At 74.2% G+C, this 24,492-nt stretch carries 20 protein-coding genes; 8 read left to right on the top strand and 12 right to left on the bottom strand.

From position 1 onward, the window contains the following. A complete protein-coding gene (locus tag FGE12_RS04150) occupies positions 1–924 on the bottom strand; it encodes a M14 family metallocarboxypeptidase (RefSeq protein WP_153864957.1) in 924 nt (307 codons plus the stop codon). 154 nt (positions 925–1,078) lie between these two features. On the opposite strand from FGE12_RS04150, the gene FGE12_RS04145 reads away from it, so the two are divergent. Then, positions 1,079–1,303: a hypothetical protein gene (locus FGE12_RS04145; protein WP_153864956.1), complete on the top strand. Its 225-nt coding sequence runs from the start codon at positions 1,079–1,081 to the stop codon at positions 1,301–1,303. After that, a complete protein-coding gene (locus FGE12_RS04140; protein WP_153864955.1) occupies positions 1,290–1,787 on the top strand; it encodes a hypothetical protein in 498 nt (165 codons plus the stop codon). The genes FGE12_RS04145 and FGE12_RS04140 overlap by 14 nt, the downstream gene beginning before the upstream one ends. Positions 1,788–1,853: 66 nt before the next feature. On the opposite strand, the gene FGE12_RS04135 is transcribed toward FGE12_RS04140, so the two are convergent. Further along, positions 1,854–2,897 (bottom strand): hypothetical protein, encoded by a 1,044-nt coding sequence (locus FGE12_RS04135; RefSeq protein WP_153864954.1) that lies wholly within the window; start codon positions 2,895–2,897, stop codon positions 1,854–1,856. 226 nt (positions 2,898–3,123) lie between these two features. On the opposite strand from FGE12_RS04135, the gene FGE12_RS04130 reads away from it, so the two are divergent. Continuing rightward, complete coding sequence (locus FGE12_RS04130) at positions 3,124–3,609, top strand: globin domain-containing protein (protein ID WP_228530570.1); 486 nt, start codon at positions 3,124–3,126, stop codon at positions 3,607–3,609. Further along, a complete protein-coding gene (locus FGE12_RS04125) occupies positions 3,606–4,913 on the top strand; it encodes an AAA family ATPase (protein WP_153864953.1) in 1,308 nt (435 codons plus the stop codon). The genes FGE12_RS04130 and FGE12_RS04125 overlap by 4 nt, the downstream gene beginning before the upstream one ends. A 22-nt stretch (positions 4,914–4,935) precedes the next feature. On the opposite strand, the gene FGE12_RS04120 is transcribed toward FGE12_RS04125, so the two are convergent. Then, positions 4,936–5,355, bottom strand: coding sequence for an MAPEG family protein (locus FGE12_RS04120; protein ID WP_153864952.1), 420 nt, complete (start codon positions 5,353–5,355; stop codon positions 4,936–4,938). A 144-nt stretch (positions 5,356–5,499) separates the two neighbouring features. Between FGE12_RS04120 and FGE12_RS04115 the strand changes: the two genes are divergently transcribed. Both FGE12_RS04115 and FGE12_RS04110 read left to right on the top strand, forming a co-directional pair. Beyond that, positions 5,500–5,910 (top strand): nuclear transport factor 2 family protein, encoded by a 411-nt coding sequence (locus FGE12_RS04115; RefSeq protein WP_153864951.1) that lies wholly within the window; start codon positions 5,500–5,502, stop codon positions 5,908–5,910. 24 nt (positions 5,911–5,934) lie between these two features. Further along, complete coding sequence (locus tag FGE12_RS04110) at positions 5,935–6,627, top strand: potassium channel family protein (RefSeq protein WP_153864950.1); 693 nt, start codon at positions 5,935–5,937, stop codon at positions 6,625–6,627. A 111-nt stretch (positions 6,628–6,738) separates the two neighbouring features. Here the strand turns inward: FGE12_RS04110 and FGE12_RS04105 are convergent, their stop codons facing one another. The 6 genes from FGE12_RS04105 to FGE12_RS04080 form a co-directional block, all read right to left on the bottom strand. Further along, a complete protein-coding gene (locus tag FGE12_RS04105) occupies positions 6,739–8,328 on the bottom strand; it encodes an ATP-binding protein (RefSeq protein ID WP_153864949.1) in 1,590 nt (529 codons plus the stop codon). 159 nt (positions 8,329–8,487) lie between these two features. Next, entirely contained in the window at positions 8,488–10,359 is a 1,872-nt protein-coding gene (locus FGE12_RS04100; RefSeq protein ID WP_153864948.1) for a DUF885 family protein, read from the bottom strand. A gap of 102 nt (positions 10,360–10,461) precedes the next feature. Then, the gene (locus FGE12_RS04095) at positions 10,462–12,693 is read right to left on the bottom strand and encodes an ATP-binding protein (protein WP_153864947.1); all 2,232 of its coding nucleotides are present in this window, start codon (positions 12,691–12,693) and stop codon (positions 10,462–10,464) included. Between the two features lie 94 nt (positions 12,694–12,787). After that, entirely contained in the window at positions 12,788–13,942 is a 1,155-nt protein-coding gene (locus FGE12_RS04090) for a hypothetical protein (protein WP_153864946.1), read from the bottom strand. Positions 13,943–14,091: 149 nt separating this feature from the next. Further along, entirely contained in the window at positions 14,092–17,652 is a 3,561-nt protein-coding gene (locus FGE12_RS04085; protein ID WP_153864945.1) for a M1 family aminopeptidase, read from the bottom strand. Continuing rightward, positions 17,652–18,527, bottom strand: a complete 876-nt coding sequence (locus tag FGE12_RS04080; protein WP_153864944.1) for an ABC transporter ATP-binding protein — start codon at positions 18,525–18,527, stop codon at positions 17,652–17,654. Before FGE12_RS04080 ends, FGE12_RS04085 begins: the two co-directional genes overlap by 1 nt. A 152-nt stretch (positions 18,528–18,679) precedes the next feature. Here FGE12_RS04080 and FGE12_RS04075 point away from each other — a divergent pair, with 152 nt between their 5' ends. Together FGE12_RS04075 and FGE12_RS04070 are read left to right on the top strand one after the other, a co-directional pair. Further along, positions 18,680–19,360 carry a carbonic anhydrase gene (locus tag FGE12_RS04075; RefSeq protein ID WP_153864943.1) on the top strand — a complete coding sequence of 227 codons (681 nt, stop codon included), beginning with the start codon at positions 18,680–18,682 and terminating at the stop codon, positions 19,358–19,360. Positions 19,361–19,478: 118 nt separating this feature from the next. After that, a complete protein-coding gene (locus FGE12_RS04070) occupies positions 19,479–22,310 on the top strand; it encodes a hypothetical protein (RefSeq protein ID WP_153864942.1) in 2,832 nt (943 codons plus the stop codon). Positions 22,311–22,368: 58 nt separating this feature from the next. Here the strand turns inward: FGE12_RS04070 and FGE12_RS04065 are convergent, their stop codons facing one another. The 3 genes from FGE12_RS04065 to FGE12_RS04055 are packed head-to-tail and all read right to left on the bottom strand — an operon-like array spanning position 22,369 to position 24,364. Then, positions 22,369–22,707, bottom strand: a complete 339-nt coding sequence (locus FGE12_RS04065; RefSeq protein ID WP_153864941.1) for a hypothetical protein — start codon at positions 22,705–22,707, stop codon at positions 22,369–22,371. Further along, positions 22,704–23,909, bottom strand: a complete 1,206-nt coding sequence (locus FGE12_RS04060; RefSeq protein ID WP_153864940.1) for a 4-vinyl reductase — start codon at positions 23,907–23,909, stop codon at positions 22,704–22,706. Before FGE12_RS04060 ends, FGE12_RS04065 begins: the two co-directional genes overlap by 4 nt. 29 nt (positions 23,910–23,938) lie before the next feature. Then, positions 23,939–24,364 carry a hemerythrin domain-containing protein gene (locus FGE12_RS04055; RefSeq protein ID WP_194797572.1) on the bottom strand — a complete coding sequence of 142 codons (426 nt, stop codon included), beginning with the start codon at positions 24,362–24,364 and terminating at the stop codon, positions 23,939–23,941. Between the last annotated feature and the right edge of the window lie 128 nt (positions 24,365–24,492).

The following is a 24,492-nucleotide window of genomic DNA, read 5'->3' as shown; positions in this document are numbered from 1 at the left end:
TCAGCCGTGCGCGAGCGCGTAGTCGAGCGCGGCGCACACCGCCGCGGCCTGCGCGTCGTTGCACTGCTGGGGCGTCGCGCGCGGGCTGTCCGGGTAGACCTCGGTGGTGCTCGCGAAGCGCGCCGGGGTGATGCCCGCGCACAGGCCGAGCGCCCGCAGCGGGTAGTTGATGACGCCGGGCGCGACGACGGGCGAGCCGATGATGTTGCCCGCGGCGTCCGCCGGGGCGATGTGCGTCACCTGCGCCACCGCACGGATGATCGCCTGCTGGAAGCCGGGCTGGGGGTTCTCGGTGTCGCCGACGACGTAGAAGCCGTCCGGGATGCCGTCCGGCTCGTAGGCCTTGCCGTCGCGGGCGGCGAGCGCGGGGCGGAACTCGGTCTCGTCCGAGTCGGTGGTCTCGTGCAGGTCGATGTGCAGGAGCACGCGCTCGCGCAGCGGAGCGACGAGCCGCAGCAGGGCCACCGACTCCTGGGCCGGGCTCCCCTCGCGGAAGTTGCGGTTCGGGTCCAGGGCGAGCGGGTTCCAGCGGTGGATGCGCTCGTAGCCCCAGGGGCTCACGCAGGGCACGACCAGCAGGTTCAGGCGCGAGGCGTAGCCTTCCGCGTGCCGGTCGAGGAACTGCAGCGCGCCGTGCACGCCGCTCGTCTCGTAGCCGTGCACGCCGCCCGTCACCAGCGCCACGGGCAGCGCGTCGCGCCAGCCGCGGCTGCGCACCGCGAAGAGTGGGTAGGTCTCCGGCGCGTAGTCGAGCGTGCCGTACTGCTGCACGTCGAAGCGCGCGCGCAGGCGCTCGACGGCCGTGAGCACGTCCTGCGCGTAGCTGCGCTGGCGCTTCTGGCGCGCGAGCCAGGTGGCGACCTCCGCCGCCCCCCAGGGAACGCCGGGGGTGCCGATGGGATAGGGAGCGGGAGGCGGGGTCATGGGGCGAGGGTAGCACTGCCCTCTCCCGGAAACGCTGCTCGGAGACCGCGCCCGAGCAGCGCCGACGACTCACCGAGCGAGCCTTGCACCGGAGGCGTCAAGCGACCGGACACCGCATTGACCCGGCGTGCCGGTGGATGAATAGTCCTCTCGCATGTCCGAGCGCTCCGCGGCAGATCTCGACGGCTTCACGTCCGACTGGTCGCGGGCGAACCTGCCGTCCTACGGGCCCGATTGGGACCGCGCGATCGACTTCGGCATCGACGTCACGCTGCTGCTCGAGAACCTTGCGCTGAGTCCCGCCGAGCGCTTGCGGCGTCTGCAGCAGGTGGTCGAGTTCCACGCCTTGTTGAGGGACTCGCGCCGTGCCGGCGAATGACTTCCTCCAGCTCCTTCGTCTGCTCACGGAGGCACGCGTCGACTTCGTGGTCGTCGGAGGAACAGCGGCCGTCCTGCATGGCTCGGCCATGGCCACGTACGACCTGGACGTGCTCATGCCATTCACGGAGGTGAACTGTGAGCGCCTGCTCAAAGCCATCTCGGGCCTGCAGCCACGTCTCTCCCACACAGTGGACAAGCGCCCGCTGCAACTCTCTGCGAGCGAGCTGTCGAGCTTCAGGAACCTCTATCTCCTCACGGACCTCGGCCGCCTCGACGTGTTGGGCAGCCTGCCGCCCGTCGAGGATGTGACGTCCGTCCTGCGAGAGGCGGAGTGGATGGACGTGGGCGGTCTTAGGGTCCGGGTGCTCCCGCTCGATCTGCTCATCCAGGTCAAGGCGTCCATGGGCCGGCCCAAGGACAAGCTCACGGAAACGGAGCTGCGCGCCATTGCGAGCGTGAGGGATGCGGCGAAGAAGGCCTGAGTTGCAGGAGTCACCCTTGCGCGTCCACGCCGAGGAGCAGGAAGGGCCCACGGAGCGACGCCGCGGTCAGGACCGCGCCCGCAGGCGTCCCGCGTCGAGGAGGCGCAGCAGCCCCTGGCGCGTCTCCGTCCAATGGCGGGTGAGCCACGGCGAGGGCTCGCCGATGGCGCTCGTCGCCTCCAGCAGGGGGAAGCGCGAGGCGGGCTGCCGCGTCCAGGTGCCCGCCGCATCGGGGGCGAGCGTCCCGGTCCCTTCGTAGGCCTGGCGCTGCGGCCGTACGACACCGTCGGGGAAGGCCTCGCACAGGTGCAGCGCCACGGCCTCCACGGCCTCCAGCGGCAGCGGGGCGCCGCGCAGCTCCGCCCAGCGCACCAGCACGCGCGCGCCGCGCAGCACGTCGTAGAAGTAGAAGCGCGGGAAGCAGACGCGCAGCCACAGCGGCTCGCGCGAGCGCTCCTCCGCGTTGTGCACCGTGGCCGAGCCGCGGCGCAGCTCCCGGCCGACCAGGAAGCCGGCCGCGCGGTCCACGAAGGCGCGCTGCGCGGCGCTCCAGCCCGCCGGGTCTCCGAGCAGCATCGCCTCGAGCGGCGACACCGTGCCCACCATGGAGCTCGGGCACTCGCCACTCACCCGGTAGGCGTCGTTGTCACAGGTGAGGCCGCCGTCCGCCATCTGGTAGCGCAGCAGCCAGGGCTTCGCCCACGGCAGCGCACGGTCCACGTCGAGGCCTCCGGCCGCGAGCACCTGGACGATGCTCGCCACCGCGCAGTGGCACAGGGTGTCGCGGTGCAGGTCCATCCCCGGCGGGAGCTCTCCAGGCGCGATGGGGAAGCACTTCACCGGCATCGCCTCGAGCCTCGCGCTCATCGCGTGCAGCGTGCGCTGCGGGATGCGCTGCGCCTCCCCCAGCTCGAGCAGCAGCAGCATGTGCCACCACGGCGAGTGCCACTTGGGCCAGTAGGGGTCCTGGACAAGGCTGCGCAGCGCCGCGTCCGAGCCGAGGTAGCGCTCGGTGTCCGCGAGCGCCTCCTGCACGGCGGGCGACGGCGCCACCTGCGGCGCGGGGATGCGGGACAGGCGCTCGCGCAGCAGCTGCTCTCGGGGGCTCATGCGCGCGAGGCTAGCGCAGCGGCGCGACGGCCTTCCGTCACGCGCAGCGCGCACCTCCCTCCCCTGCCTGCAAGCACGCCCACCTGCCCCCACCTCCCTTCGCGACGCTGGTCCCCGTCGTGTGAGCGACAGGGGGCTCGCGCGTGCGAGGGAATCGACCGGGGCAGGCATCCACTCCGGACCCCACTCCGTACAGCTTCGGAACAATTCCGGGACTGACGCGAGAATGATGACCGAAGCGCAGCGCAGCACGCTCAAACGCACCTGGGAGCTCGCCGAGCCCGTGGCCGACACGGTCGCGGACCTCTTCTACCGGCGGCTCTTCGAGCTCGCGCCCCAGTACCAGGGGCTGTTCTCGCCGGACCTGGAGAAGCAGAAGCGCAAGCTGGTGGGGATGCTGCGCTTCGTGGTGCGCTCGCTCGACTGGAGCGATGCGCAGTGGAAGGACCCGGTCGCCTCGGACAGCGACCTCTTCCTGGTGATGCTCGCGCTGGGCCGGCGCCATACGGAGCTCTACCGCGTGCCGGACGAGGCCTACGCCACCGTGGGCGAGGCGCTGCTCTGGACGCTGGACTACGGGCTCGGCGAGGCCTTCACCCCCGAGGCGCGCGAGGCGTGGACGCGCGCCTACGGCCTGATCTCCATGACGATGAAGATGGCGCGCACCAGCACGGTGCAGCGCGACCTGATCCCCTCCGGGAGCAAGGCATGAGCGGCGCGACGGTGGTGATGCAGGGCTCGCTGAGCGAGTTCCGCCTCTTCGACATCCTCCAGGTGGTGGGCATCAGCCGGCAGCACACGCTCATCGAGCTGCGGCTGCAGCACCGCACGCCCCAGGGCGCCATCTGGGTGAAGAGCGGCCAGGTGCTCAACGCGCGCTGCGGCGCGGACGAGGGCCGCGGCGCCTTCTTCGAGCTCTTCGGCCCGGTGGCCGACTCCTTCGTGGTGGTGCGGCTGCAGGACCCCCCGCGCTTCGCCGAGCCGCTGGGCGGGCTCAGCTCGCTGCTGCTCGAGGCGAGCAACGCAGGCGAGGACCCCGCGCCCCCCAGCGACGTGCACGAGTCCCTGCTGCAGCTCGAGGCGCCGCCGCCGCCCGTGCGTGCTGCGCCGCCGCCGCCCGCGCGTGCTGCACCTCCGCCGCGCGCGGTGCCACTGCGCGCGGTGCCCCCGGCCGTCTCGCGCACCGCGGCGAGCCTCGCGCGCGGGCGGGTGCTCGCGGTGTGCAGCCCCAAGGGCGGGGTGGGCAAGAGCACGCTCGCGCTCAACCTCGCCTTCGCGCTCGCCGAGCGCGGCCTGCACACGGTGCTGGTGGACGCGGACCCGAACGGCGGACAGCTGAGCCTGCTGGATGCGCGGGGCCGCGCGCAGCGGGGCGCGTACGATCTGCTGGACGGGGACACGCGCGCGCTCGACGAGGCGCTGCGCCCGACGGCACACGAGCGGCTGAAGGTGCTGCCCGCCTCGGGCCCGGAGCTGCCCCAGGCCGCGCTGCAGCCGGAGCCGCGCCACGTGGAGGGCTGGAGGCAGCTGCTCGGACGCGTGGCGCAGCGCTGCGACGTGGCGCTGGTGGACTGCCCGGCCGGCATGCTGGGCACCACGCGCGACGTGCTGCAGGGCTGCACCCACGCGCTCGGCGTCTTCCAGGCGGAGATGGTGGCGGGGCGCTCCTTCGACGTGTTCCTGCAGGCGCTGCGGGCGCTGCCGGAGCCCGGTCAGCTCGAGGTGCTGGGCACGGCGGTGAACATGTTCCAGGGCCGCTCGCGCGCGAGCCTCGAGGCCTTCCAGCGCCTCGCGGCTGCCGGGGCCGGCTACCGTCCCTTCGACACCACGCTGCCGCGCCACGACGCCTTCGGAGCGGCGAGCCTCGAGGGGCTGCCGCTGCGCGCCTCGCAGGTGGACGGGGCGCGCAGCCTCGCCTTCCTCTTCGACATGCTCGCGAGCGAGGTGAGCGCGCGCCTGGGGCTGGACGGGCCGCAGCGCGAGCGCACGCTGCCGCCCGGAGGCTTCCTCCTCTGAAGACGCCCTCCGGACGGCTCCGTCAGAGCAGGGCCCGAGCCGCGTTGAACGTCAGTGCGATGAGCACGCCGGAGGAGAGGACGAAGAGCGTGAAGCGCAGCTCGATCTTGTTGATGAGCGCCTGCACCAGGCTGTGCACCACCCGCAGCGCCACGTAGGCCCAGGCCAGCCCCGCGTTCACGCCGCCGCCAACCCCCAGCAGCGCCAGCGCCAGCGCGATGGCGTAGAAGATCGTGGGCTGCTCCATCAGGTGGTTGTAGTTGTCCGCCTTCCAGCGCACCCGGGGCGGCAGCTGGCTCATCTGCTCGCCGCGCGGCGCGTAGGGGTCCAGCTTCATGCGCGCGCGGAAGATGGCCGGCAGGCGCGTGGCGTACATCCACGCCCACATGACCATGGACCAGACCACGAGCGCGACCACGGGAGCGAGGATGGGGCTGTGCATGGGCCCGGGAGCATAGGCCAGCCTCCCGGTGGGACGTGGCGCCGGGCATGCGCACCTCCCGTGCGCTCGAGCAAACAGCGGCGAACGACGCGGCCCCGGCCGCTGCGGCAACGCGCGGGACGCCTGCTAGGCTCTCACGCCACCATGAACGACCCGGTGCTCGACGCGCTCCACGCGCGGGACGCAGGCTGGACCCAGGCGCTCACCCGGCGCGACGTGGCCGCGGTGGCGGACTTCCTCCACCCGGACTACGCGCTGATGCTGGTCCACCCGAAGCTGTCGGTGATGCCGCGGGCGGAGTGGCTCGGCACCCTGCACGGCTACGTCGTGAGCCACTGGGACGAGCAGGAGTCCAGCTGGGCGGTGGCGGGAGGCGTTGCGAGCCACCTGCACCGGGTGGACATGCGCGCCGAGGTCTTCGGCGTGCCGCGCAACGGGCTCTTCGTCCTGACCGACACGTGGCTCAGGTGCGAGGACGGGGCGTGGCGGGTGTGGAAGCGCCACTCCACGCCCTTGAGCGCCGGGGACGTCCCGCGCGCGCCGGGCAAGGCCTGACGCGGGACGCGGAGGGGAGTCGTCATGCAGACGAGAGGCACCCGCGGCATCCTGGCCGACGCCGTCCAGCAGCGCTGCTTCTGGCTTTTCGGCGCGCTGCTCCTTGCGATCGCGGTGGTCTCGTTCGTGCCGCACACGGACGTGGGCCGGCTCGCGCTCAGCGGCGTCAACATGGCGCTGCTCATGGCGACCATCGCCGTCGTCGCCCGCACGCGGGGCGCGTTCGTCCTCGCCGTGCTGCTCGCACTCCCCGCAGTGATCTTCCAGTACCGCGGGCTGTGGCTGGACAGCGATCGCGAGCTCGCGCTGTCGTGGATGTTCAGCGCGTCGCTCTACTTCACGGCGATCGCCTACCTGTTCCGCTACGTGTTCCAGCCGCGCGTCATGACGCAGGACAAGCTGTTCGGCGCCGCCGCGGCGTACCTGCTGATCGGCGTCTTCTGGGCCTACCTCTACGCGATCGTCGGCTACTTCTATCCGAGCTCGTACCTGGTCGTCGGCCAGCCGGGACGCCTCGTCTACGCCGACGCGCTCTATCTCAGCATGACGGTGCTCACGAGCACGGGCTTCGGCGACATCGCGCCGCTGACCCGCCAGGCGCGTGGCATCTGCATCATCGAGCAGCTCACGGGCGCCCTGTTCGTCGCGATCCTGATCGCGCGGCTCGCAGGCGTGTACCCGCCGCGCGAGAGCTTCGTCGATGATGCGGATTCATGACCGCGGCCCGTGCACCGCCTGCATCGGGCCGAGCAGGCGGTGACGCCTCAGCGCGCAGTGCAGTGCGCGAAGAGGCCGGCAGCGCGAGGTGGGCCATGGTCGCTCGAAGCCTCAGGGGACGGTGGTGCCGGGGGCCTCCGGATGCCAGGGGGGCAGCTCGAGCCAGAAGCAGCTCCCGCCCTCCTCGCGCGGGCCGTAGTCGAGCCAGCCGCCCATGCCGGCCACCAGCGCGCGGCTGATGGCGAGCCCCAGGCCCGTGCCCCCCTTCGCGCGCGTGTCCGAGCTGTCCGCCTGCGCGAAGCGCTCGAAGAGCCGCGCCCGGAAGGCCTCGGGCACCCCGGGCCCCCGGTCCTCCACGCTCACGCGCACCGCCTGGGGCGTGCAGCGCAGGCGCGCGAGCACCTCGCCGCCCTCGGGGCTGAACTTCACCGCGTTGGACAGGAGGTTGGCGAGCACCTGCAGCAGCCGGTCCGGGTCCGCATGCACGCGCACCCCGCCCGCCTCCACCCGCAGCGCGAGCCGCACCCCGGCCGCCTGCGCGAGCCCCTCCGCCGCCTCCACGGCGTGGCGCAGCAGCGCCTCGAGCTCCACCACCCGCGGCGCGAAGGAGAGCTCGCCGCGCTCCACCTTCTCCAGGTCGAGGATGTCGTTGATGAGCCGCACGAGCCGCTCGCTGTTGCCCTGCGCGATGCGCACCATCTGCTGCGCGCTCTCCGGCAGCGGCCCCGCCACCCCGCCCGCGAGCAGGCCCAGCGAGCCGCGGATGGAGGTGAGGGGCGTGCGCAGCTCGTGGCTCACGGTGGACACGAACTCGCTCTTCATCTGCTGCACCCGCGCGCGCTCCGCCTCCAGCTGCTTCTGCGCCGTCACGTCGCGCGCCACCGCGTAGAGCAGCCGCTCCCCGGGGTGCGGCACCGCGCTCCACTGCAGCCAGCGCTCGGCGCCGTCCGCGCCCCGGCTGCGGTGCTCGAAGGCCACCTGCCGCCCCGCCTCGCGCGCCCGCGCGAGCGCCCGCTCCACCGCGTCCCGGTCCTCGGGCGCCACGAGCTCGAGCAGCCCGCGCTCGCGCAGCCGCGCGAGCGGCACGCCCTGCAGCGCCTCCCACGAGCGCGAGAGCTGGTGCAGCCGGCCGTCGAAGTCCGCGATGACGAGCAGGTCCGCGGCGAGCGCGAAGAAGTGCTCCTGCTGCAGGAGCGCCACGCGCGCCTGGCGCAGGGTGAGGGTGTGCAGCTCGCCCTCGGCCCACGCGCCCAGGTCCGCGAGCTGCCGGCGCTCGCGGTCCGTGAGCCTGCGCGGCTGCGTGTCCAGCACGCACAGCGTGCCCACCCGGCTGCCGTCCGGCGCGTGCAGGGGCTGGCCCGCGTAGAAGCGCGCGTGGGGTGCGCCCGTCACCAGCGGGTTGTCGCGAAAGCGCACGTCCGCGAGCGTGTCCGGCACGAGGAAGAGCTCGGAGGAGAGGATGGCGTGGGCGCAGAAGGAGATGCGGCGCGGGGTCTCCGTCGCCTCCAGCCCGCAGCGCGCCTTGAACCACTGGCGCTCCGCGTCCACCAGCGACACCAGCGCGATGGGCACGTCGAGCACCTCGCGCGTCATCCGCACGATGCGCTCGAAGCGCTCCTCCGGCGGCGTGTCGAGAAGGCCGAGCGCATGCAGCGCCCGCAGGCGCTTCGGCTCATCGAGGGGCAGGGGCGCTTCGAGCATGGGCGGCGGGCAGCGTACGGGAAGGGTCCCGGCCCGAGAAGCCTCACCGCAGGAGGGTCCCCGTCGCGCCGCATGCTCGCCGGTCGGGCAGGCGTGCCTTGCCAGCGCCTCAGGGGCCGCACCAGACGCAGATTCTCGGCCTCTACGTCCTGCTGCTGCTCACCCCGCCCGCGGACTCGGGGGACACCCCTCCGTGCTTCCGGAGCACCCGTCGCGGGCCGCCTCTCGGGCAATCCACGCGTCGAGCTTCTCCGAGAGCACGTCGAGCGGCATGGCGCCGTCCTCCAGCACCTCGCGGTGGAAGGCCTTCACGTCGAAGCGCGGCCCGAGCGCGCGCTCGGCCCGGGCGCGCAGCTCGGAGAGCTTCAGCTGCCCCACCTTGTACGCAAGGGCCTGGCCGGGGATGGCGATGAAGCGCTCCACCTCGGCCACCACCTGCTTCTCGGAGCGGGTACCGTTCTGCAGCCCGTAGGCGATGGCCTCCTCGCGCGTCCAGCCCCGGGCGTGCAGGCCGGTGTCGAGCACGAGGCGCACCGCGCGCCACAGCTCCTCGGAGAGCGCGCCGTAGCGCTGGTAGGGGTCGGTGTACACGCCCAGCTCGGTCCCGAGCGTCTCGGCGTAGAGGCCCCAGCCCTCCACGTAGGCGGTGTAGCTGCCGAAGCGGCGAAAGCGCGGCAGGGACTCGAGGCTGCGCTGCACGGAGAGCTGGAAGTGGTGGCCTGGAGCGCCCTCGTGCAGGGTGAGGGCCTCGACGGTGGTCGCCGGCACCTCGGCCCAGTCGCGGGTGTTCACGTAGAAGATGCCCGGGCGGCTGCCGTCCGCCGTGGCCGCCTGGTAGGCGCCGATGGAGGCACTCTTCTCGCGGAACGCCTCCACCGCGCGCACCTCGTAGGTCTGGCGCGGGATGAGCGAGAAGAGGCGCGGGGTGAGCCCCTCCACGCGCTCCTTGAAGGCGCGGTGGCGCTCGAGCATGTCCTCGCGGCTCTTGAAGCGCAGCGCGCTCAGGCCCATCACGTGCTTGTTGAAGGCGGCGCGGTCTCCCGTGAAGCCCACCTCGCGCATCAGCGCCTCGAGCTCCCGGTGGATGCGCGCCACCTCCGAGAGGCCGAGCGCGTGCAGCGCATCCGGAGTGAGCTCCGTCGTGGTGGAGCGGCGCACGAGGTACGCGTACCAGGCGTCCCCACCGGGAAGCGCGCCCAGCCCCACGCTGCTGCGCGCGTGCGGCAGGTACTCGTCGCGCAGGAAGTCGTGCAGGCGCCGGTAGGCGGGCGCGAGCTTGCCCTCGATGGCGGCGCGGTAGGCGGCCGTGAGCCTCGCGCGGTCTGCCTCGGGCACGCCCTCGGGGAAGTGCGCCACCGGGCCCCAGAAGAGGCTGTCCTCGGCGCGCGCGACCACGTGCGCCGCGAGCTGCGGCAGGGTGCGCTCGACGACGACGCGCGGCAGCACCACGCCCGCCTGCACGCCCTCGCGCAGGCGCGCGATGGCGGACGCGTTCCAGGCGAGGTACCCGTCCATGCGCGAGAGGAAGTCCTCGTAGTCCTTCGTCGTCTTGAACGGGTGCAGGCCTCCGCCCGCGCCCATCTGCGCGAAGGCGCTCGGCGCGCTGGAGAACTGGTTGACGGGCAGCAGGTGCTGCGGGAAGCGCAGGCCGGCGAGCTCGAGCTCGAGGCCGCGCACGAAGAGGGTGTGCGTCAGGCGCCCCTGCTCCGAGAGGGCGCGCGGGTCGATGGCGCGCGCTCCGGCGAGCCCCTCCTCGAGCAGCGCGCGCATGCGCGCACGGTGCGCATCCGACAGGTCGTCCGCGTACAGGTGGTTGAAGCGGTTGTCGCCGATGGAGGTGGCGAGGGTGGGGGCGAGCGCGAGGCGCGCCTCGAAGGACTGCTCCACCCACTGCGTGAGCCGCGCGTCGGCGGAAGGGGCGGCGGGGGCCGGGGCGGCGGGCTTCGCGGCGGCGGCGGGCGGCGCGACCGTGCGGCAGCCGGCGAGGGAGACCAGCAGGGAGAGCAGCAGCGGTGGGCGTGCAGCGCGCATCGGGGGTCTCGGGGGGCTGGAGAGGGGCGCGACCTCAGCGCAGTCCTCGCGGCGCCGCAAGGGCGGCTCCGGAGGGCTCTGCGCTGCGTCCACGGGCGCCGCTCAGTGCGTCGCGCCGGCGGACGGGGGCAGGTCGCGGTGCGCGCGCGGCCGCGCCTCCGCGAGCCCGGCGAGCTGCAGGGCGGGGCCCGCGAGCGGCAGGCGCACGGTGAAGGTGGCGCCGTGGCCCGCGGTCGAGGCCACCGACACCTGCCCGCCCAGCGCGTCCACCGCCTCGCGCACGATGTACAGGCCGAGGCCCAGCCCGCCGTAGTGGCGTCCGGACACGTGGCGCTCGAACTTGTCCCAGATGCTCGCGTGCTTCTCGGGCGGGATGCCCAGGCCCTCGTCGGTGACGCGCAGCAGGGCGAGCGCGCCCTCGCGTTCCACCTCCACCTGCACCGGCCCGTGCTCGCCGTACTTCAGCGCGTTGGTGACCAGGTTCTCCACCGTCTGCTCCACCCGCAGCCGGTCCCAGCGGCCCACCACCGGCCCGTGCGCGTGCACCCGCACCCGCTCTCCCACCCGCTCCGACTGCACGGTCTCATCGCTCAGCCGCTCCACCACCTCCCGGGTGAGGGCCACGAGGTCCACCTCCTCCAGCTGCAGCTGCAGCCGTCCGCCCGCGATGCGCGCCACGTCCAGCAGTGCCTCCACCAGCCGCTCGAGCCGCCGGGCGTGGCGCTTGAGGCGCCGCACGCGCTCGCGCACCCAGGGGGCGTCCAGCGCCCGCGCGTCGGGCTGCAGGTGACGCTCGAGCCCCTCGAGCGAGAGGTTGAGCGCGGCGAGCGGCGTGCGCAGCTCGTGGCTCGCCACCGCGAGGAAGTCCTCCCGGGTGCGCACCGCGTCCTGGGCCTGGCGGTACAGCAGCGCGTTCTCCAGCGCGAGCGCGCAGTGCCGGCCCACCTCCTCGGCGGTCTCCAGCTCCTGGGCGCCGAGGCGCCGCGCATGCTCGCCCGTCGTGAACAGGGTGAGGGCGCCCAGCACGTGCCCGCTGCGCGCCGGCAGGGGCACGCTGAGCACGGAGTGCACCGCGAGCGCGGAGACGGCGCGCGCGAGGGCCGGCGGCGCACCGCGCAGCACCTCGCGCGCGCTCGCCGCGTAGTCCTCCAGCAGGTGGGCGCGCCCGCTGCGCTGCACCTCCGCCGAGCCGAAGTGCAGCTCGCGCAGCCACTGCGGGTGCGCGGCCAGCGCGCCCAGGCGCAGCTCGTCCTCCGGGTCCACGTGCGCGAAGCCCACCGCGGGCGCCGTGCCCTCGAAGAGGCGCACCAGGCACCCGTCGGCGAGCCGCAGCACCAGGCAGTGCGCGATGCGCTGCAGCGTGTCCTCCAGGTCCAGCGTGCCGACGAGCGCGAGGCTCACGTCGGAGAGCACGTGCCGCCGCACCTCGGCGAGGTGCCCCGCCGTCACGTCCACGGCCGAGCCGATCCACTCGAGGACCTGGCCGTCCGCGCCGCGCACCGGCGCCGCGCGCACGTGCAGCCACGCATGGCCGCCCTCGGCCCGGCGCACCCGCACCTCGCCATCGTGCGGCGCCTGGCTCGCCACGGCCTGCCGCCAGTCGTGCAGCGCCTGGGCGCGGTCCTGCGGGTGCAGCGCCTCCAGCCAGCCGAAGCCCGCGCTCTCCGAAGGCGTCTGCCCGGTGAAGGCCTGCCAGCGGGCGGAGTGTTGCACCTGCCCCTCCGCGCTCGCCGTCCACACCAGCGTGGCGGAGGCCTCCACCAGCGAGCGGAAGCGCGCCTCGCTGCGCGCCGTCTCCCGCATCCGCTCGCGCAGCTGCAGCCGCGACTGCACGAGCAGCACCAGCAGCACCACGGACGCACACCCCAGCCCCGTCACCAGCACCAGCTGCACGAAGGCGCGGGGAATGCCGGGAGCGGGCGCGAGGAAGGCCTGAGAGCAGCCCACCACCAGCTCCGTGGCCACGGCCGTGACGATGAAGCGCCGCAGCAGCGGCCGCTCCAGCGAGGGCAGCGTCGCGGCGAGCGCAAGCACCGGGAAGAGCACGTAGGTGGTGCTCAGCTGCGGCACCGCCGTCGCGCCCACCATGGGGATGAGCAACAGCACCCAGCCGGCCTTGCGCAGCACCTGCTCGGCGCGCCCCTGCCGCACCCCGCGCCGGCCCCATGCTGCCACCCCCACCATCGAGCTGAGCGCCAGCGCGCTCAGGAAGAGCCGCAGGCTGCCGAAGAGGAGCGAGGCGACCAGCTTGCCGAGCGCGAAGGGGCCGCCCACCCAGATGAGGAGGCGCAGGTAGCGCTCCACGTTCGCGGGCCGTTCTATCCCGTCAGCCATCGGCGCACCCCGTGCGCAAGGTCATACTCCTCGCGCTGCGCCGCCGCTGGGACTGCGGTCCCACGCGGCGGCCTGCCCGCCTGCACACCGCGCCCTAGAAGCGGATCTTCAGGATGCGCCCCTCGGTGCCCACGAGCCAGCCCGTGCGCTCGTCCGCGAAGGCCACGGCCCAGTAGTTGTCCACGCCCTGCAGCGGCGTCCACGAGTTGCCCTCGTTGAACGTCACCGCCGCCCCGCCCGGCCCGGTGGCGACGACGGCGGGCACGAAGCGCGAGCTGCCCCCGCGGCGGTCGATGGCCTCCTTCGAGTCCGCGTAGGCGAGCCCGTAGATGGCGCCCGGGAAGGGCGGGCGGCTCGTCAGGCTCCACGTCTTGCCCCCGTCGCTCGAGCGGGCGACGGTGTCCGCGAACTCCGTGGGCGCGGCGAGCTCGCCGGCGCCGAGGATGCCGTGGCGCGCGTCGCGGAAGGCGACCGAGAGCACGCCGGAGCTCGGCGTGCCCTGCACGGTCGGCGTGGCGTAGGACGCCCACGTCTTGCCGCCGTCGGTGGTGGCGAGGATGCGCGCGTGCTCGGCGCCGCCGGTGGCGATCCACGCGCGCTGCTTGCCCTGCACCGCGACGCAGGTGCCGCTCGCAGCGAACGCGGCCTCGCCCGTCTGTGCCCCGGGCAGGTTGTCGCCGATGTCCCGCCACGCCTCGCCGTCCGTGGTGCGGATGACGGGGAAGCGCCCTTCCACCGCATCGCTCATGGTGATGCCGCGCTCCGGCGTCCAGAACGCGAAGCAGTCGTAGAAGGCCGCGGGGTCCGTGTTGCGGAACTGCTCCTTCCAGGTGCGCCCGCCGTCCTCCGTCTTGTAGATGCGCGAGTCCTCGCCCGACCCCGCCGCCATGAGGTAGGCGACCTTCTCGCTCACCCCCTCCACGTCGCGAAACTGCAGCGCCTCGGCGCCCGGCACTACGCCCGAGTGCCACGTGGCCCCGCCATTCGTGGTGAGCGCGAAGGTGCCGCCCACGCCGCTCGCCCACACCACGCGCGCACTCACCGGGCTGATCGCCTGCAGCCGCTGGGTGGTGCCGCTGTCCTGCGCCGTCAGCTTCGGCACCCGCGGGCGCTTGAGCTCCGACTGCTGCTGCGCGGTCTCCCCGGGCGCCCCTGTCTCCTCCAGACCCTCCCCTCCGCACCCCAGTACGGAGACCACGGCCACCACGGCCAACACCAGACGCTTCCTCTGCACACCGGTCTGCAACATGGCGTTCCCCTCCCAACACAGAGCTGGAGCGGGGCGCAGGGCGCGGCAATTGGACCCGTCTCGTCCAGAATGTGGGCGACAGTGGCCTCGTCCCGGACGCCAGCTGCCCAGCGGGCAGAGGAGCGCGAAGCGCGCTCGAGGGGGATGCGCTACCGGCGGTCCACCGCGAGCACGTCGTCCATGCGGTCCTTGTCCACGCGCCGCAGGAAGGGGTCGACGGCGAAGTACGCGGGGCACTGCTGCACGTCGAGCGTGAGCGTCTGCAGCGGCCCGCGCACCTGCAGCCGCTCGCGCCGGAGCACCGTCTGCGCGGAGAAGTCGCGCTCCGGGTCCTCACTCAGCAGCGCTACTTCCACCGGCTCATCCATCGGCAGCTCCACCTCCTGCCCCTCGCGCAGCGCGGTGCGCCGGGCCGCCACCACCGCCGTCACCCGGAAGCCTCCGGCCACGCGCGCGCAGCTCGCCTCGCGCACCTGCAGGTCGTAGAGGATGCGCTCCTTCATCCAGGACTCGAGCAGCGCGCGCTGCTCGGGCGTCGTCCCCTCCTCCAGCAAGGCGAGCAGGTCTCGAGAGGTGGGCCGGTGCGGATAGGCCTGCGTCTCCACGAGGCGCCTGAGCGCACGGTCCACCGCCGCCGTGCCCAGCACCTCCTGCGCGCCCGCCATCACGAGCGCGCCCTTCGAGTAGTAGACGTGCGCCTCGTCCAGGACGCGGTCCAGCGCCGGCTCCTCCTTGCCCAGCGCCGCGCGGCCCGAGAGGTAGCGCTGCAGCTCGAAGGCGCGCAGCTCGCGCAGCGCGGGCTCGCCGTACAGCTCCCCCAGCACCCGCATCTCTCCGTACTTGGCGAGCGTCTCCACGATGGCGAGGCGTCCCTGCACCTGCGGCGGGTCCACGAGGTGCCCCCACCACTGGTGCGCCACCTCGTGCGCCACCCTCTTCGTCACCAGGTCCAGGGTGCCGGGGCGGCGCAGGTCGGTGAGGAAGCCGCGGTCCTCGGTGAACCACACGATGCCCGGCTGCGCGTAGGCGCCGAAGCCCCAGGTGCTGGGCACCTCCACGATGCGCAGCGAGCCGTGCGGATAGGGGCCGAAGGCCTCGGAGAAGAGGTCCAGCGAGTGCGTGGCGGCCTCGAGGATGCGCGGCACGTTCATGCGGTGCGCGGGGTGGAAGTACACCTCCACGTCCACGCCGCGGTGCTGCACGCGCCGCACCTCGTAGCGCGCCGAGGCGTACGAGACGTTGGGGCTCATCGGCCCATCGCTCGCGTACTGGAAGTAGCGCCGGCCGCCCGACTCCCACTGCTTCACCCGCCGCCCGGGTGACACTGCCACCTGGTCCGCGGAGGTGGAGACGGTGGTCTCGAACGTCATCCACGGGTCGCGGGTCTGCGGTGCGTCCGCCTCTTCGGGCCCGGGCACGGGCGCGAGCGGGGGCAGGCCGCGCAGCCGGCGCTCGTCCGGGTCCCGCAGCAGGAAGCTCTGGCGAAAGCCCACCTGCGGGAAGGCCTGCCCACCCGTGAGGTAGCTGCCGTTCTCCACCACCGAGGGGTCGAAGTCCGCAGCGCGGATGCCGGGCGCCTCGGTGGCGAGCGCGAAGGCGAGCTCCGCCTCCCCACCCGGCGGCAGCGGCCGCAGCAGCGCGAAGGCCCAGGTGCCGAAGCGCGCGTCGTGCTCGCGCTCGTGCGCGCCCGAGAGCGTGAGCTGCACGCCCTGCAGCTCCCGGTCCAGCGTCACCCACACCGTGTCGATGGGGGCCTGCGTCTCGTTGCGCAGCCGCAGCGTGCCGCGTGCGGCGTAGCGCCCCTGCGCGGGGAAGAGGTCCACGTCCGCGCGCACGCCCACCACCTGCGGCTGCGGCACGTGCTGCAGCTGCCCGTAGCGCCGCTCGTAGTCCACGCGCCACTGCACGCGCGCCTCGGAGGACTCCCAGGTGTGGCGCACGTTGCCCCCGCGGAACGCGAGCGCGCCGGTCGTCACCAGCAGCAGCGCGCACACCCCCGCGGCGATGGCTCCCGGGCGCCCCCACTGCCCCGGCAGGCGCCGCAGCCGCGTGCGCAGGGCCGTGACGCGGCCGCGGCGCCACAGCCCCGCCGTGACGAGCGCGAGCAGCGCGGCGAAGGCGGACCAGTAGGCCATGAAGAGCAGGAAGGAGCCGAGCTCGGGCCCGTAGCCGCTCATCTCCCCGTAGGAGACGCGCGGCGCGCCGGCGTAGCGCAGCAGCGGGTGCTCGAGCCCGAGCCCCTCGCCGCCGAGCACCGCCACCGCGAGCACCAGGTTGAGCAGCATGCCCACGTGCCGGTGCGGGCTCAGCGTCTGCACGAAGAGCGCCGCAATGGCGAAGAGCCCCAGCGGCAGCAGCACGAAGAGCCCGAGCGAGAGGTAGGGCGCGAGCGCGAGGTGCGGCAGGCCGCTCGCGAGCTGGAAGGCCACCGCCGGCACCACGGTGAGCAGCACCATCACGCCCAGCACACCCCACAGCGCGGCGGCCTTGGCGAGGAAGAGCACGCTGCTCGTCACCGGCGTCGCGTCCAGCAGGTCGGCCACGTGGACCAGGCGCTCGCGCCAGACGATCTCGGCGCTGTAGTACACGAGCAGCACCGTGCCGAAGAGCATGAGTGGCTGCTGGATGAGCTCGAGCAGCAGGGCCGTGGTCGGGTAGCTCGGCGTGCCCAGCTCGCCCTTCAGCGCCCCCTGCACCAGCTCCATCGTCGCGCTGCCCGCCCACAGCGCCATCAGGGTGAGGAAGGGCCAGCCGAAGAGCGCCGCGCGCAGCTCGCGCCAGGTGGTGGAGAGGAGCGCGGCCCCCTGCGCCCGCGGCCCCGCCTGCGTGGGCAGCGGCCGGTAGGCCACCGTCGGATGCGCGGCCTCCACGGCCTGCACCCGCGCGCGCTTCGTCCCCCGCGGCAGCCTCCGTCGGAACAGCCCGTACGCGCCCGCCAGCAGCCCGAGACTCACCGCCGTCCACACCGCGCGGTTGAGCAGCATGTGGCCCGCGAGCGCTACGCTCCGCACGTCGTGCTCCTGCGGTGTCCACAGGTGCGTCTGCTCGAAGAGTGCGGCGAGGCCGAAGGGGTCCAGCACCGCGGCGAGCGCCATGCCGGAGGGCGTGAGCGGCGCGGTCTGCGCCATGATGGGCGAGCCCGAGAAGAAGGCGCCGATGAAGTACAGCACGTACGCGAGCACGCCCGCGACGTAGCTCGCCGCGGCGCTGCGGGTGACGAGCGCCACGCCGAAGAGCAGCGCGCCGGCGAAGAGCATGTTGGGCAGCGCGAGCAGCAGGAAGGCCCAGAGGTAGTCCCCCAGGTGCACCGCCCCCACGCGCGAGGGGTCCGGCGCGAGCCACAGCACGCCCGCGAGCAGCCCCACCAGCGTGAACGCGAAGGCCGCGCTGCTCGCGAGCAGGGCCCCGAGGAAGCGCGCGCCGAAGAGCCGCGGCTTCGTGACGGGCGAGGCGAAGACCAGCGGCGCCATGCGGTGCTCGCCGTCGCGCAGTGCCGCGTCCGCGCCGAACACCGTGAGCGCGAAGATGGAGAGCAGGGAGAGCAGCCCCACCGACTGCATGATGACGGTGGGCGCGTTGAGCAGGACCTTGTCCGGCCCGTAGCCCGTCCTGGGCAGCACCAGCCCCGCGCCGAGGAAGAGCAGGGATGCGGCGAGGAAGCTGACGCGGCGCGTGTGGTAGCGCCACTCGAACCCGAGCAGCTCGCGCATCACGCCGCCCGCCGCGAGAGCAGCGCCGAGAAGTAGGCGTCCTCGAGGTCGGGCCGCGCGGGCTCGAAGCCCTCCTCCGGCGGCGCGTCCGCGAGCACGTGCACCTGCGTGCGGCCCGCGGCCCGCTGCGTGCTGAGCACGGGGAGTGCGCTGCGGTACGCCTCGAGCGTGCCCTTGCCCACCGTCTTGCGCCACACGCGCCCCTCCAGCTCGCGCACCAGCTCCTCGGGCGCGCCCTCGCGCAGCACCTGGCCGCCCGCGAGGATGGCCATGCGCGGGCACAGCTGGCGCACGTCCTCCACGATGTGCGTGGAGAGGATGACCACCACGCTCTCGCTGATCTCCCCGAGCAGGTTGTGGAAGCGGTTGCGCTCCTCGGGGTCCAGCCCTGCGGTGGGCTCGTCCGCGATGACGAGGCGCGGGCTGCCCAGCAGCGCCTGCGCGATGCCGAAGCGCTGGCGCATGCCGCCCGAGAAGCTGCTCACCGCCTGCTTGCGCTGCGCGTACAGGTTGGTCTGCTGCAGCAGCGCGTCCACCTGCTCGCGGCGCGCCTTGCGGTCGGTGAGCCCCTTGAGCACGGCCAGGTGCTCGAGCAGCTCGCGCGCGCTCACCCCCGGGTACACGCCGAAGTCCTGCGGCAGGTAGCCGAGGTGGCGGCGGTGGGCCTGGGGGTCCTTCAGGATGTCCAGGCCGTCGAAGGTGACCCTCCCCTCGTCCGGCGTCTGCAGGGTCGCGAGCGTCTGCATCAGCGTGCTCTTGCCCGCGCCGTTGGGGCCGAGCAGGCCGAAGAGCCCCCGGCCGATGGAGAGGTTCACCCCTTTCAGCGCCTGGACGCCGTGGGGGTAGGTCTTCGACAGGCCGGTGATGCGGAGCAAGGGACACCTCGGGCGGGGCGGTCAGAGGCCCTACGCCTCGGGGTGTTTCCCGATTGCGTCCCCCCTCCCCGCAGGACACCCACGCGGGCGGTATGGCCGCCCTGAGACCGCGGGTTTCCCAAGAGCCCGTCCTCTCGCAACCGGGAGCCCTCATGTCTCGCGCCCTGCTCGTCCCCCTCGTCGCCAGTGCGGCCCTCGCCCAGGCTCCCGTCCCCCACGCCAGCCCCGACGCGGGCCCCGACGGCGCGACCTCGTGGAGGGAGCTGCAGCAGGGCAACCAGCGCTACCTCCACGAAGCGCCCGAGAGGCGCGACAGCGCGGCCCGCCGCGCCGAGACCGCGCAGGCGCAGCACCCGAAGGCCGCGGTGCTCAGCTGCTCGGACAGCCGCGTGCCACCGGAGCAGATCTTCGACCAGGGCGTGGGCGACCTCTTCGTCGTGCGCGCCGCGGGAGAGGTGGCGGACACGGCGGCCATCGCGAGCCTCGAGTACGCGGTGGCGCACCTGGGCACGCGGCTCATCGTGGTGCTCGGCCACGAGCGCTGCGGCGCGGTGGCCGCCGCCGCCTCGCGCGAGGAGCCCGAGAGCCCGAACCTCGCGAGCCTCGTGGACGACATCGCGCCCGCGCTCGCGCCGCTGCCGGAGTCCGAGCGCGCCGGCATCCACGGCGTGGAGGCGAACGTGAACCTCCAGGCGGACCGGCTGCTCGCGAAGAGCGAGCTGCTGCGCCGCGCAGTCCAGGAGGGCCGCGTGACCCTGGTGCGCGAGGTGTACGACCTGGACACGGGCGAGGTGCACGCCATCAGCCCCGCGACGCACGCGACGGTGCACTGAGGCGCCGCAGCGCGCCTGCCCGTCTGCTCCACCGCCGGGCCTCGGCTCCCGAAGGGCCGGGACGATTTCGCGCGTCCCCTGCGGTGCCACCTTTCCCCGTGGGCGGAGGGGGGCGGGCATGGGCGGGCGACGGGGCTGGGCGCTGGGGTTGCTGCTCGTCTGTGGAGCGTGTGCGGAGGGCCCGCCGCCGGAGGACGCCGCGCCGCCGCCGCCGCTCGAAGCCGGGCCCCTCGCGCCGGCCCAGGCTCCCGCCGAGCCCGCCGCGTCTCTCGTCGGGTGGGTGCGCCAGTACGGCACGGCCGAGGGCTACGCCCAGGTGCAGGAGCTGGGGAGTGACCGCGCCGGGAACCTGGTGCTGCTCGCGAGCGGCGCGAACCTCGAGCTGGGCAGCGGCCCGCTCGCCGGCACCACGGCCTTCGCCCTCGCGCGCTACACCCCCGAGGGCGCGCCGGCGTGGGTGCGCAACTTCCCCCTCGACGCGGGCTTCGCGGGGCCCTCCGCCGCGGCGGTCGCGGTGGCGCCCGCGGGCGACAGCTTCGTCGGCGGCAACTACACGGGCGCGCCGGACCTGGGCGCCGGCGCGCTGCCGGAGGCGGGCTTCGGTGCGTCCGCCTTCCTCGCGCGCTTCGCCCCCGACGGGCGCACGCTGTGGAGCCGCGCCTTCGCCTCCCACGTTCGCGTGAACGGGGTGCGCCGCACGGGGTTCATGGTGCTGCGCGACCTCGCGCTGGATGCGCAGGGCAACCTGCTCGTCACGGGCAGCTTCCAGGGCGCGGTGGACTTCGGCACGGGGCGCCTGGGCAGCGAGGCGCGCGAGACGCAGGGCCACTTCTTCCTCGCCAAGCTCTCTGCCGACGGCACGGCCCTGTGGGCCACCGCCTTCGAGGAGGCGGTCGCGGGCGCGGACCTCTCCTACGGCACGGCGGTGGCGGCGGACCCCACCACCGGCCACGTGCTCGTGGCGGGCGCCGCGAGCCCGGGCGAGGAGGTGAGCGGCACCGCCTTCGTCGCGCGCTTCACCCCGGATGGCCGGCGGCAGTGGCTGCACCGCCTCGAGGGCGAGGCGGTGGCGGGCGACACCGGGCAGCGGGTGCGCTCGCTCGCGGTGGGGCCGGAGGGCAGCGTGTACTTCGCGGGCGACTTCTCGGGCACCTTCCGCTTCGCCGGAAAGGAGCTCGAGAGCCGTCGCCCCCACCGCTTCGACAGCGGCGCCGGGCCGGACCTGCTGCTGGGCGCCTTCGACTCCGCAGGCACGCCGCGCTGGGCGCGCGCGCTGCCGGGCCTCGGCGAGGGCACGGCCTCCCAGCTCTTCGTGGAGCCGGACGGCGGCTTGCTGCTGCGCGGGGAGCTGCTCAGCGTGGCGGACCTGGGCACCGGTCCGCTGCTGCCCGGGCCCATTCTCGCGCGCCTCTCCGCGGACGGTGCGACGCGTGCCGCGCTCACGCTCGACCCGCGCCTGCAGGTCGCCGCCCAGGCGCCGCAGCCCGGGGGACGCACCTTACTCGCCGCGGTGCTCTTCACGCCCGCACAGCTGGACGGGCGCACCCTCGTCCCGGTGGCGAGGCAGGACGTGGTGCTGGTGCAGCTCGACACCGCGGGACTTCCCGAGCGCGCGCCTGCGCTGCCCCCGGCGGCGCTCGGTGACGGTGGGGCTCTCGGCTGGCACCAGCGCATCAGCGTGGCGGGCCACGCCCTCTCGGGCTCGATGGACGTGCGGGCCCTCGCGGGGCTTCCGGACGGAGGCTTCGCCGCGCTGGGGCGCAGCGACTCCGGCACCTTCGGAGGCCCCAGCCTCGTGGGCGAGCGAGACCTCGTCCTCGCGCGCTACGACGCGCAAGGCGCGCTGCAGTGGACGCGCTCCTTCCGCCGCAGCCGCACGGGCGACGGCGCCGTGGGGCTCGCCCTCGCCGCCACGCCCACCGGGGAGCTGCTGGTGGCCGGCACCTACTCGGGCGCGCCGGACCTGGGCGGCGGAGCGCTGCCTCGGGCAGAGGGCTCCGGCGCCCTCTTCCTCGCGCGCTTCGGGGCGCGCGGCCGGCACCTGTGGAGCCGGGGCTTCGTGCCCACCGTGCGCGGGGCCGAAGAGGGGAACGTCTCGGTCGGCGGGCTCGCGGCGGGGCCCGAGGGCGACGCGCTGCTCACGGGCGCGGTGGAGGGGCGCGTCGACCTCGGCGCGGGGCCGCTGGGGAGCGCGGAGGCGGGCGCTGCGAGCAGCCTCATCGTCGCGCGCTTCGACTCCGCGGGCCGCACCCGCTGGAGCACGGCACTCGCCGCGCTGACGGCTGGCGCCCAGCGCGGCGCGGGCACCGCCGTGGCGCTGGGCCCCGCGGGGGAGGCCTTCGTCGCGGGCATGGCCCGGGAGGCCGAGGAGGACGTGGGCACCGGCTTCATCGTGCGCCTCGGCGCGCAGGGGGAGCCCGTGTGGGTGCGCCGCCTCGAGGCCACGCGCCTCGCCAGCGTGAGAGCGCTCGCGGCGGGCGCGGAGGGGACGGTGTACTTCGGCGGCGAGCTGCGCGGCACGCTGCGCTTTGCCTCGCAGACCTTGGAGAGCAAGGGCGCGGGCAGCGTGCCGGACGTGCTGCTGGGTGCGCTCGCTCCGGACGGCGCCGAGCGGTGGGCGCGGGAGCTGCCGGAGGCCGGCGAGGGCTTCGTGGAGCAGCTCGCGCTCGACGGGGAGGACCGGCTCACCGTGCGCGGGCTGCTGCTCGCGGCGGGGGACCTGGGGCTGGGCACGCTGCAGCCCGGGCCCTTCGTCGCGCGCTACGCGGCGGACGGTACGCCCACGTGGACGCGCACCCTCGATCGACACATCCAGCTGAGCGGGCTCGCGCTGCAGCCCCGGGGGCGCCTCGTGGTCGCAGGCTCGGTGGACGCCGAGGTGGAGCTCGACGGTGAGCGCATCCTCCCGGAGGACCGCAGCGACCTGCTCTACCTGCAGCTGCTGCCCTGAGCGGTGGTGAGGGCGCGCCCGTCGAGGCGCGCACGCACGCCCGGGGGACGCGAGGACCTCAGCCCCTGCCGAGCAGCCGCTCCACGTGGTGGCGCTGCCGCAGGCGGCCGCGCCCGCGGTAGAGCGCCACGAGCAGGCGGCCGCCCACGGCCCCCTCCAGCAGCGCGCCGCCCGCGAGCGTCACCCGGCACAGGTCGCTCATCGCGGGGTTGAGCTGGCTCGCGCGCAGGTAGCTCGCGCTGCCCAGCGCCGCGAGCGCCTCCCAGGTGGCGCCCGGGAAGGACTCGGCCTCGTAGAGCACCTTGAGCTCGTTGCGGCAGCTGCGGCGCACCTCGGCGGTGACGCCCGCGCCCACCGGGAAGCGGGCGCCGCGCAGCCGGTCGCGCCGCGCGCTCACAGCCGCTCCGCCACCACGCGGCAGGCGGCCGCCCCCTGGGAGCGGCACTCCACCTCGCGCGCCACGAAGAAGCCCGGGCGCTGGAAGGTCTGCGCGTAGAAGGCGGGCGTGAGGTCCGGCCTCTCGGTGATGTCCGCGTTGTAGAGCAGGTTGGCCAGGCCGGCCACGCCGCCGGTGACCAGGAAGCAGCGCGGCCCGTCCGACTTCCCGAAGGCGGCGAGGTGGCCGTTGGACTCGTAGCTGCCATCCACCACCATCTCGATGCGCTGCCCCGGCCTCACCTGCGCCACCGACCAGCGGCCCCAGCCCAGCGCGTTCACCGCCGCGACCATGCCGTAGAGCCAGTCCTCGCGCGTGCGGCACTGCGGCTTGACCAGCGCCTCCCACTCCGCGCTCTCCATGATGCCGCCGAAGGTGTGGAAGGCGCAGACGCGGCCCGCCTCCACCAGCAGCATGCGCGCGGCGGTCTGCGCCGCCTCGCCGGCCGCTGAGGCCATGGCTGCGTCGAAGCGGTAGCTCAGCAGGTTGTAGTAGTTCGCGTAGTGGCGCGTGAGGCTCACGCCGAAGGCGTGCACCGTGCCCTCCGCGTCGCCGCCCAGCGGCAGACCCGCGCACGCGGCGATGATGCTGGCCTCGTCCACCGAAGTCGCCAGGGCCGCGGGAGGCCTCGCGCCGAATTTCGAGAGGGTGCCGAGCCCGGGCGACGCAGCGCGCTCGGGGCCGCCGGGCGTCACCTCGATGCGGCACTCCTTGCCGCCGGCCGCCACGCACTCCACCTCGCGGGCCGTGAAGGCCGCGCCGTGCAGGTGGCGCGCAACGCCCTCCACCCACCCCGCGGGCATGAAGCACACGGGCTGCGAGGCGCGCCCGAACTTGGAGAGCCAGCCCAGCGCGTAGTGCGAGCCCGAGAGGCGCGCGGTGCCGCCCCCGCGCCCCACGCCCGAGAGGTCCACCCGGCCGAAGCCGAGCACCCGGAACAGCTCCTCGGCCTGCTGCCGCGTCGCACCGAGCGTGCGCAGCTGCGTGAGCGCGACCTCGGCGGCGGGCGCGGTGAGCAGCTCCGGCGCATCCACCAGCGCGCCCTGGTCGAGCACCGCCTTCTGCAGGAAGCAGTTGTAGTGGTGGCAGTGGAAGACGTGAGGCTCGCCTCCCAGCGCCGCGAGGCCATGGTGGGGCAGCAGTTCGACGGACGGTGCAGTCACGGAGGGCTCCGGCAGGCGGCGGGAAGGGTTCAGAGGGTGGCGCTGCGGTCGAAGAGCGGGAAGACCGCCCGCTCCTCGCTGTCCATGCGCTCGCGCAGCACGCGCACCACGGTGGGCAGCCGGTCTCGCAGGCTGCGCGGGTCCTTGGCCGAGTCGATGCTCGCGAGGAACCCGCGCACGCTGCTCGAGACCAGCCCCATGTTCTGCTCGAAGATGCGGAGGATCTGCGCCGGCCCGGGCTGCCCCGCGCGCTCGAACGCCTTCGCCGAGTCCTGGTACAGCTGGTCCTTCGCGGCCAGGTTCTGCTCCAGCGCGGGCTTGAGCGCGCGCAGCGCGGAGACGAGCCCGGCGTCCTCGCAGCGCTCCAGCGCGATGAGGGAGTGACGGAGCGTGCCGTGCGCGGTGCGCAGCGCGGCGGTCGCGGACGACGGTGAGGCGGCGGGAGCGGGGCTCAAGGGCGCCTTTCGGAAGGGCGGGGCAGAAGCGACCCGCATTCGAAGACTACGGCATTTTCCCGTGGCGACGTAAGTCGTAGGCCCGCGTGTGCGGGTGTGCTGGCGGGTGCGCACGCCCTCCGTCACCG

The organism is Aggregicoccus sp. 17bor-14 (assembly GCF_009659535.1).
Classification (GTDB): domain Bacteria; phylum Myxococcota; class Myxococcia; order Myxococcales; family Myxococcaceae; genus Aggregicoccus.
The sequence above is the reverse complement of the archived record's forward strand: the minus strand, read 5'-3'. Positions and strand labels throughout refer to the sequence as shown.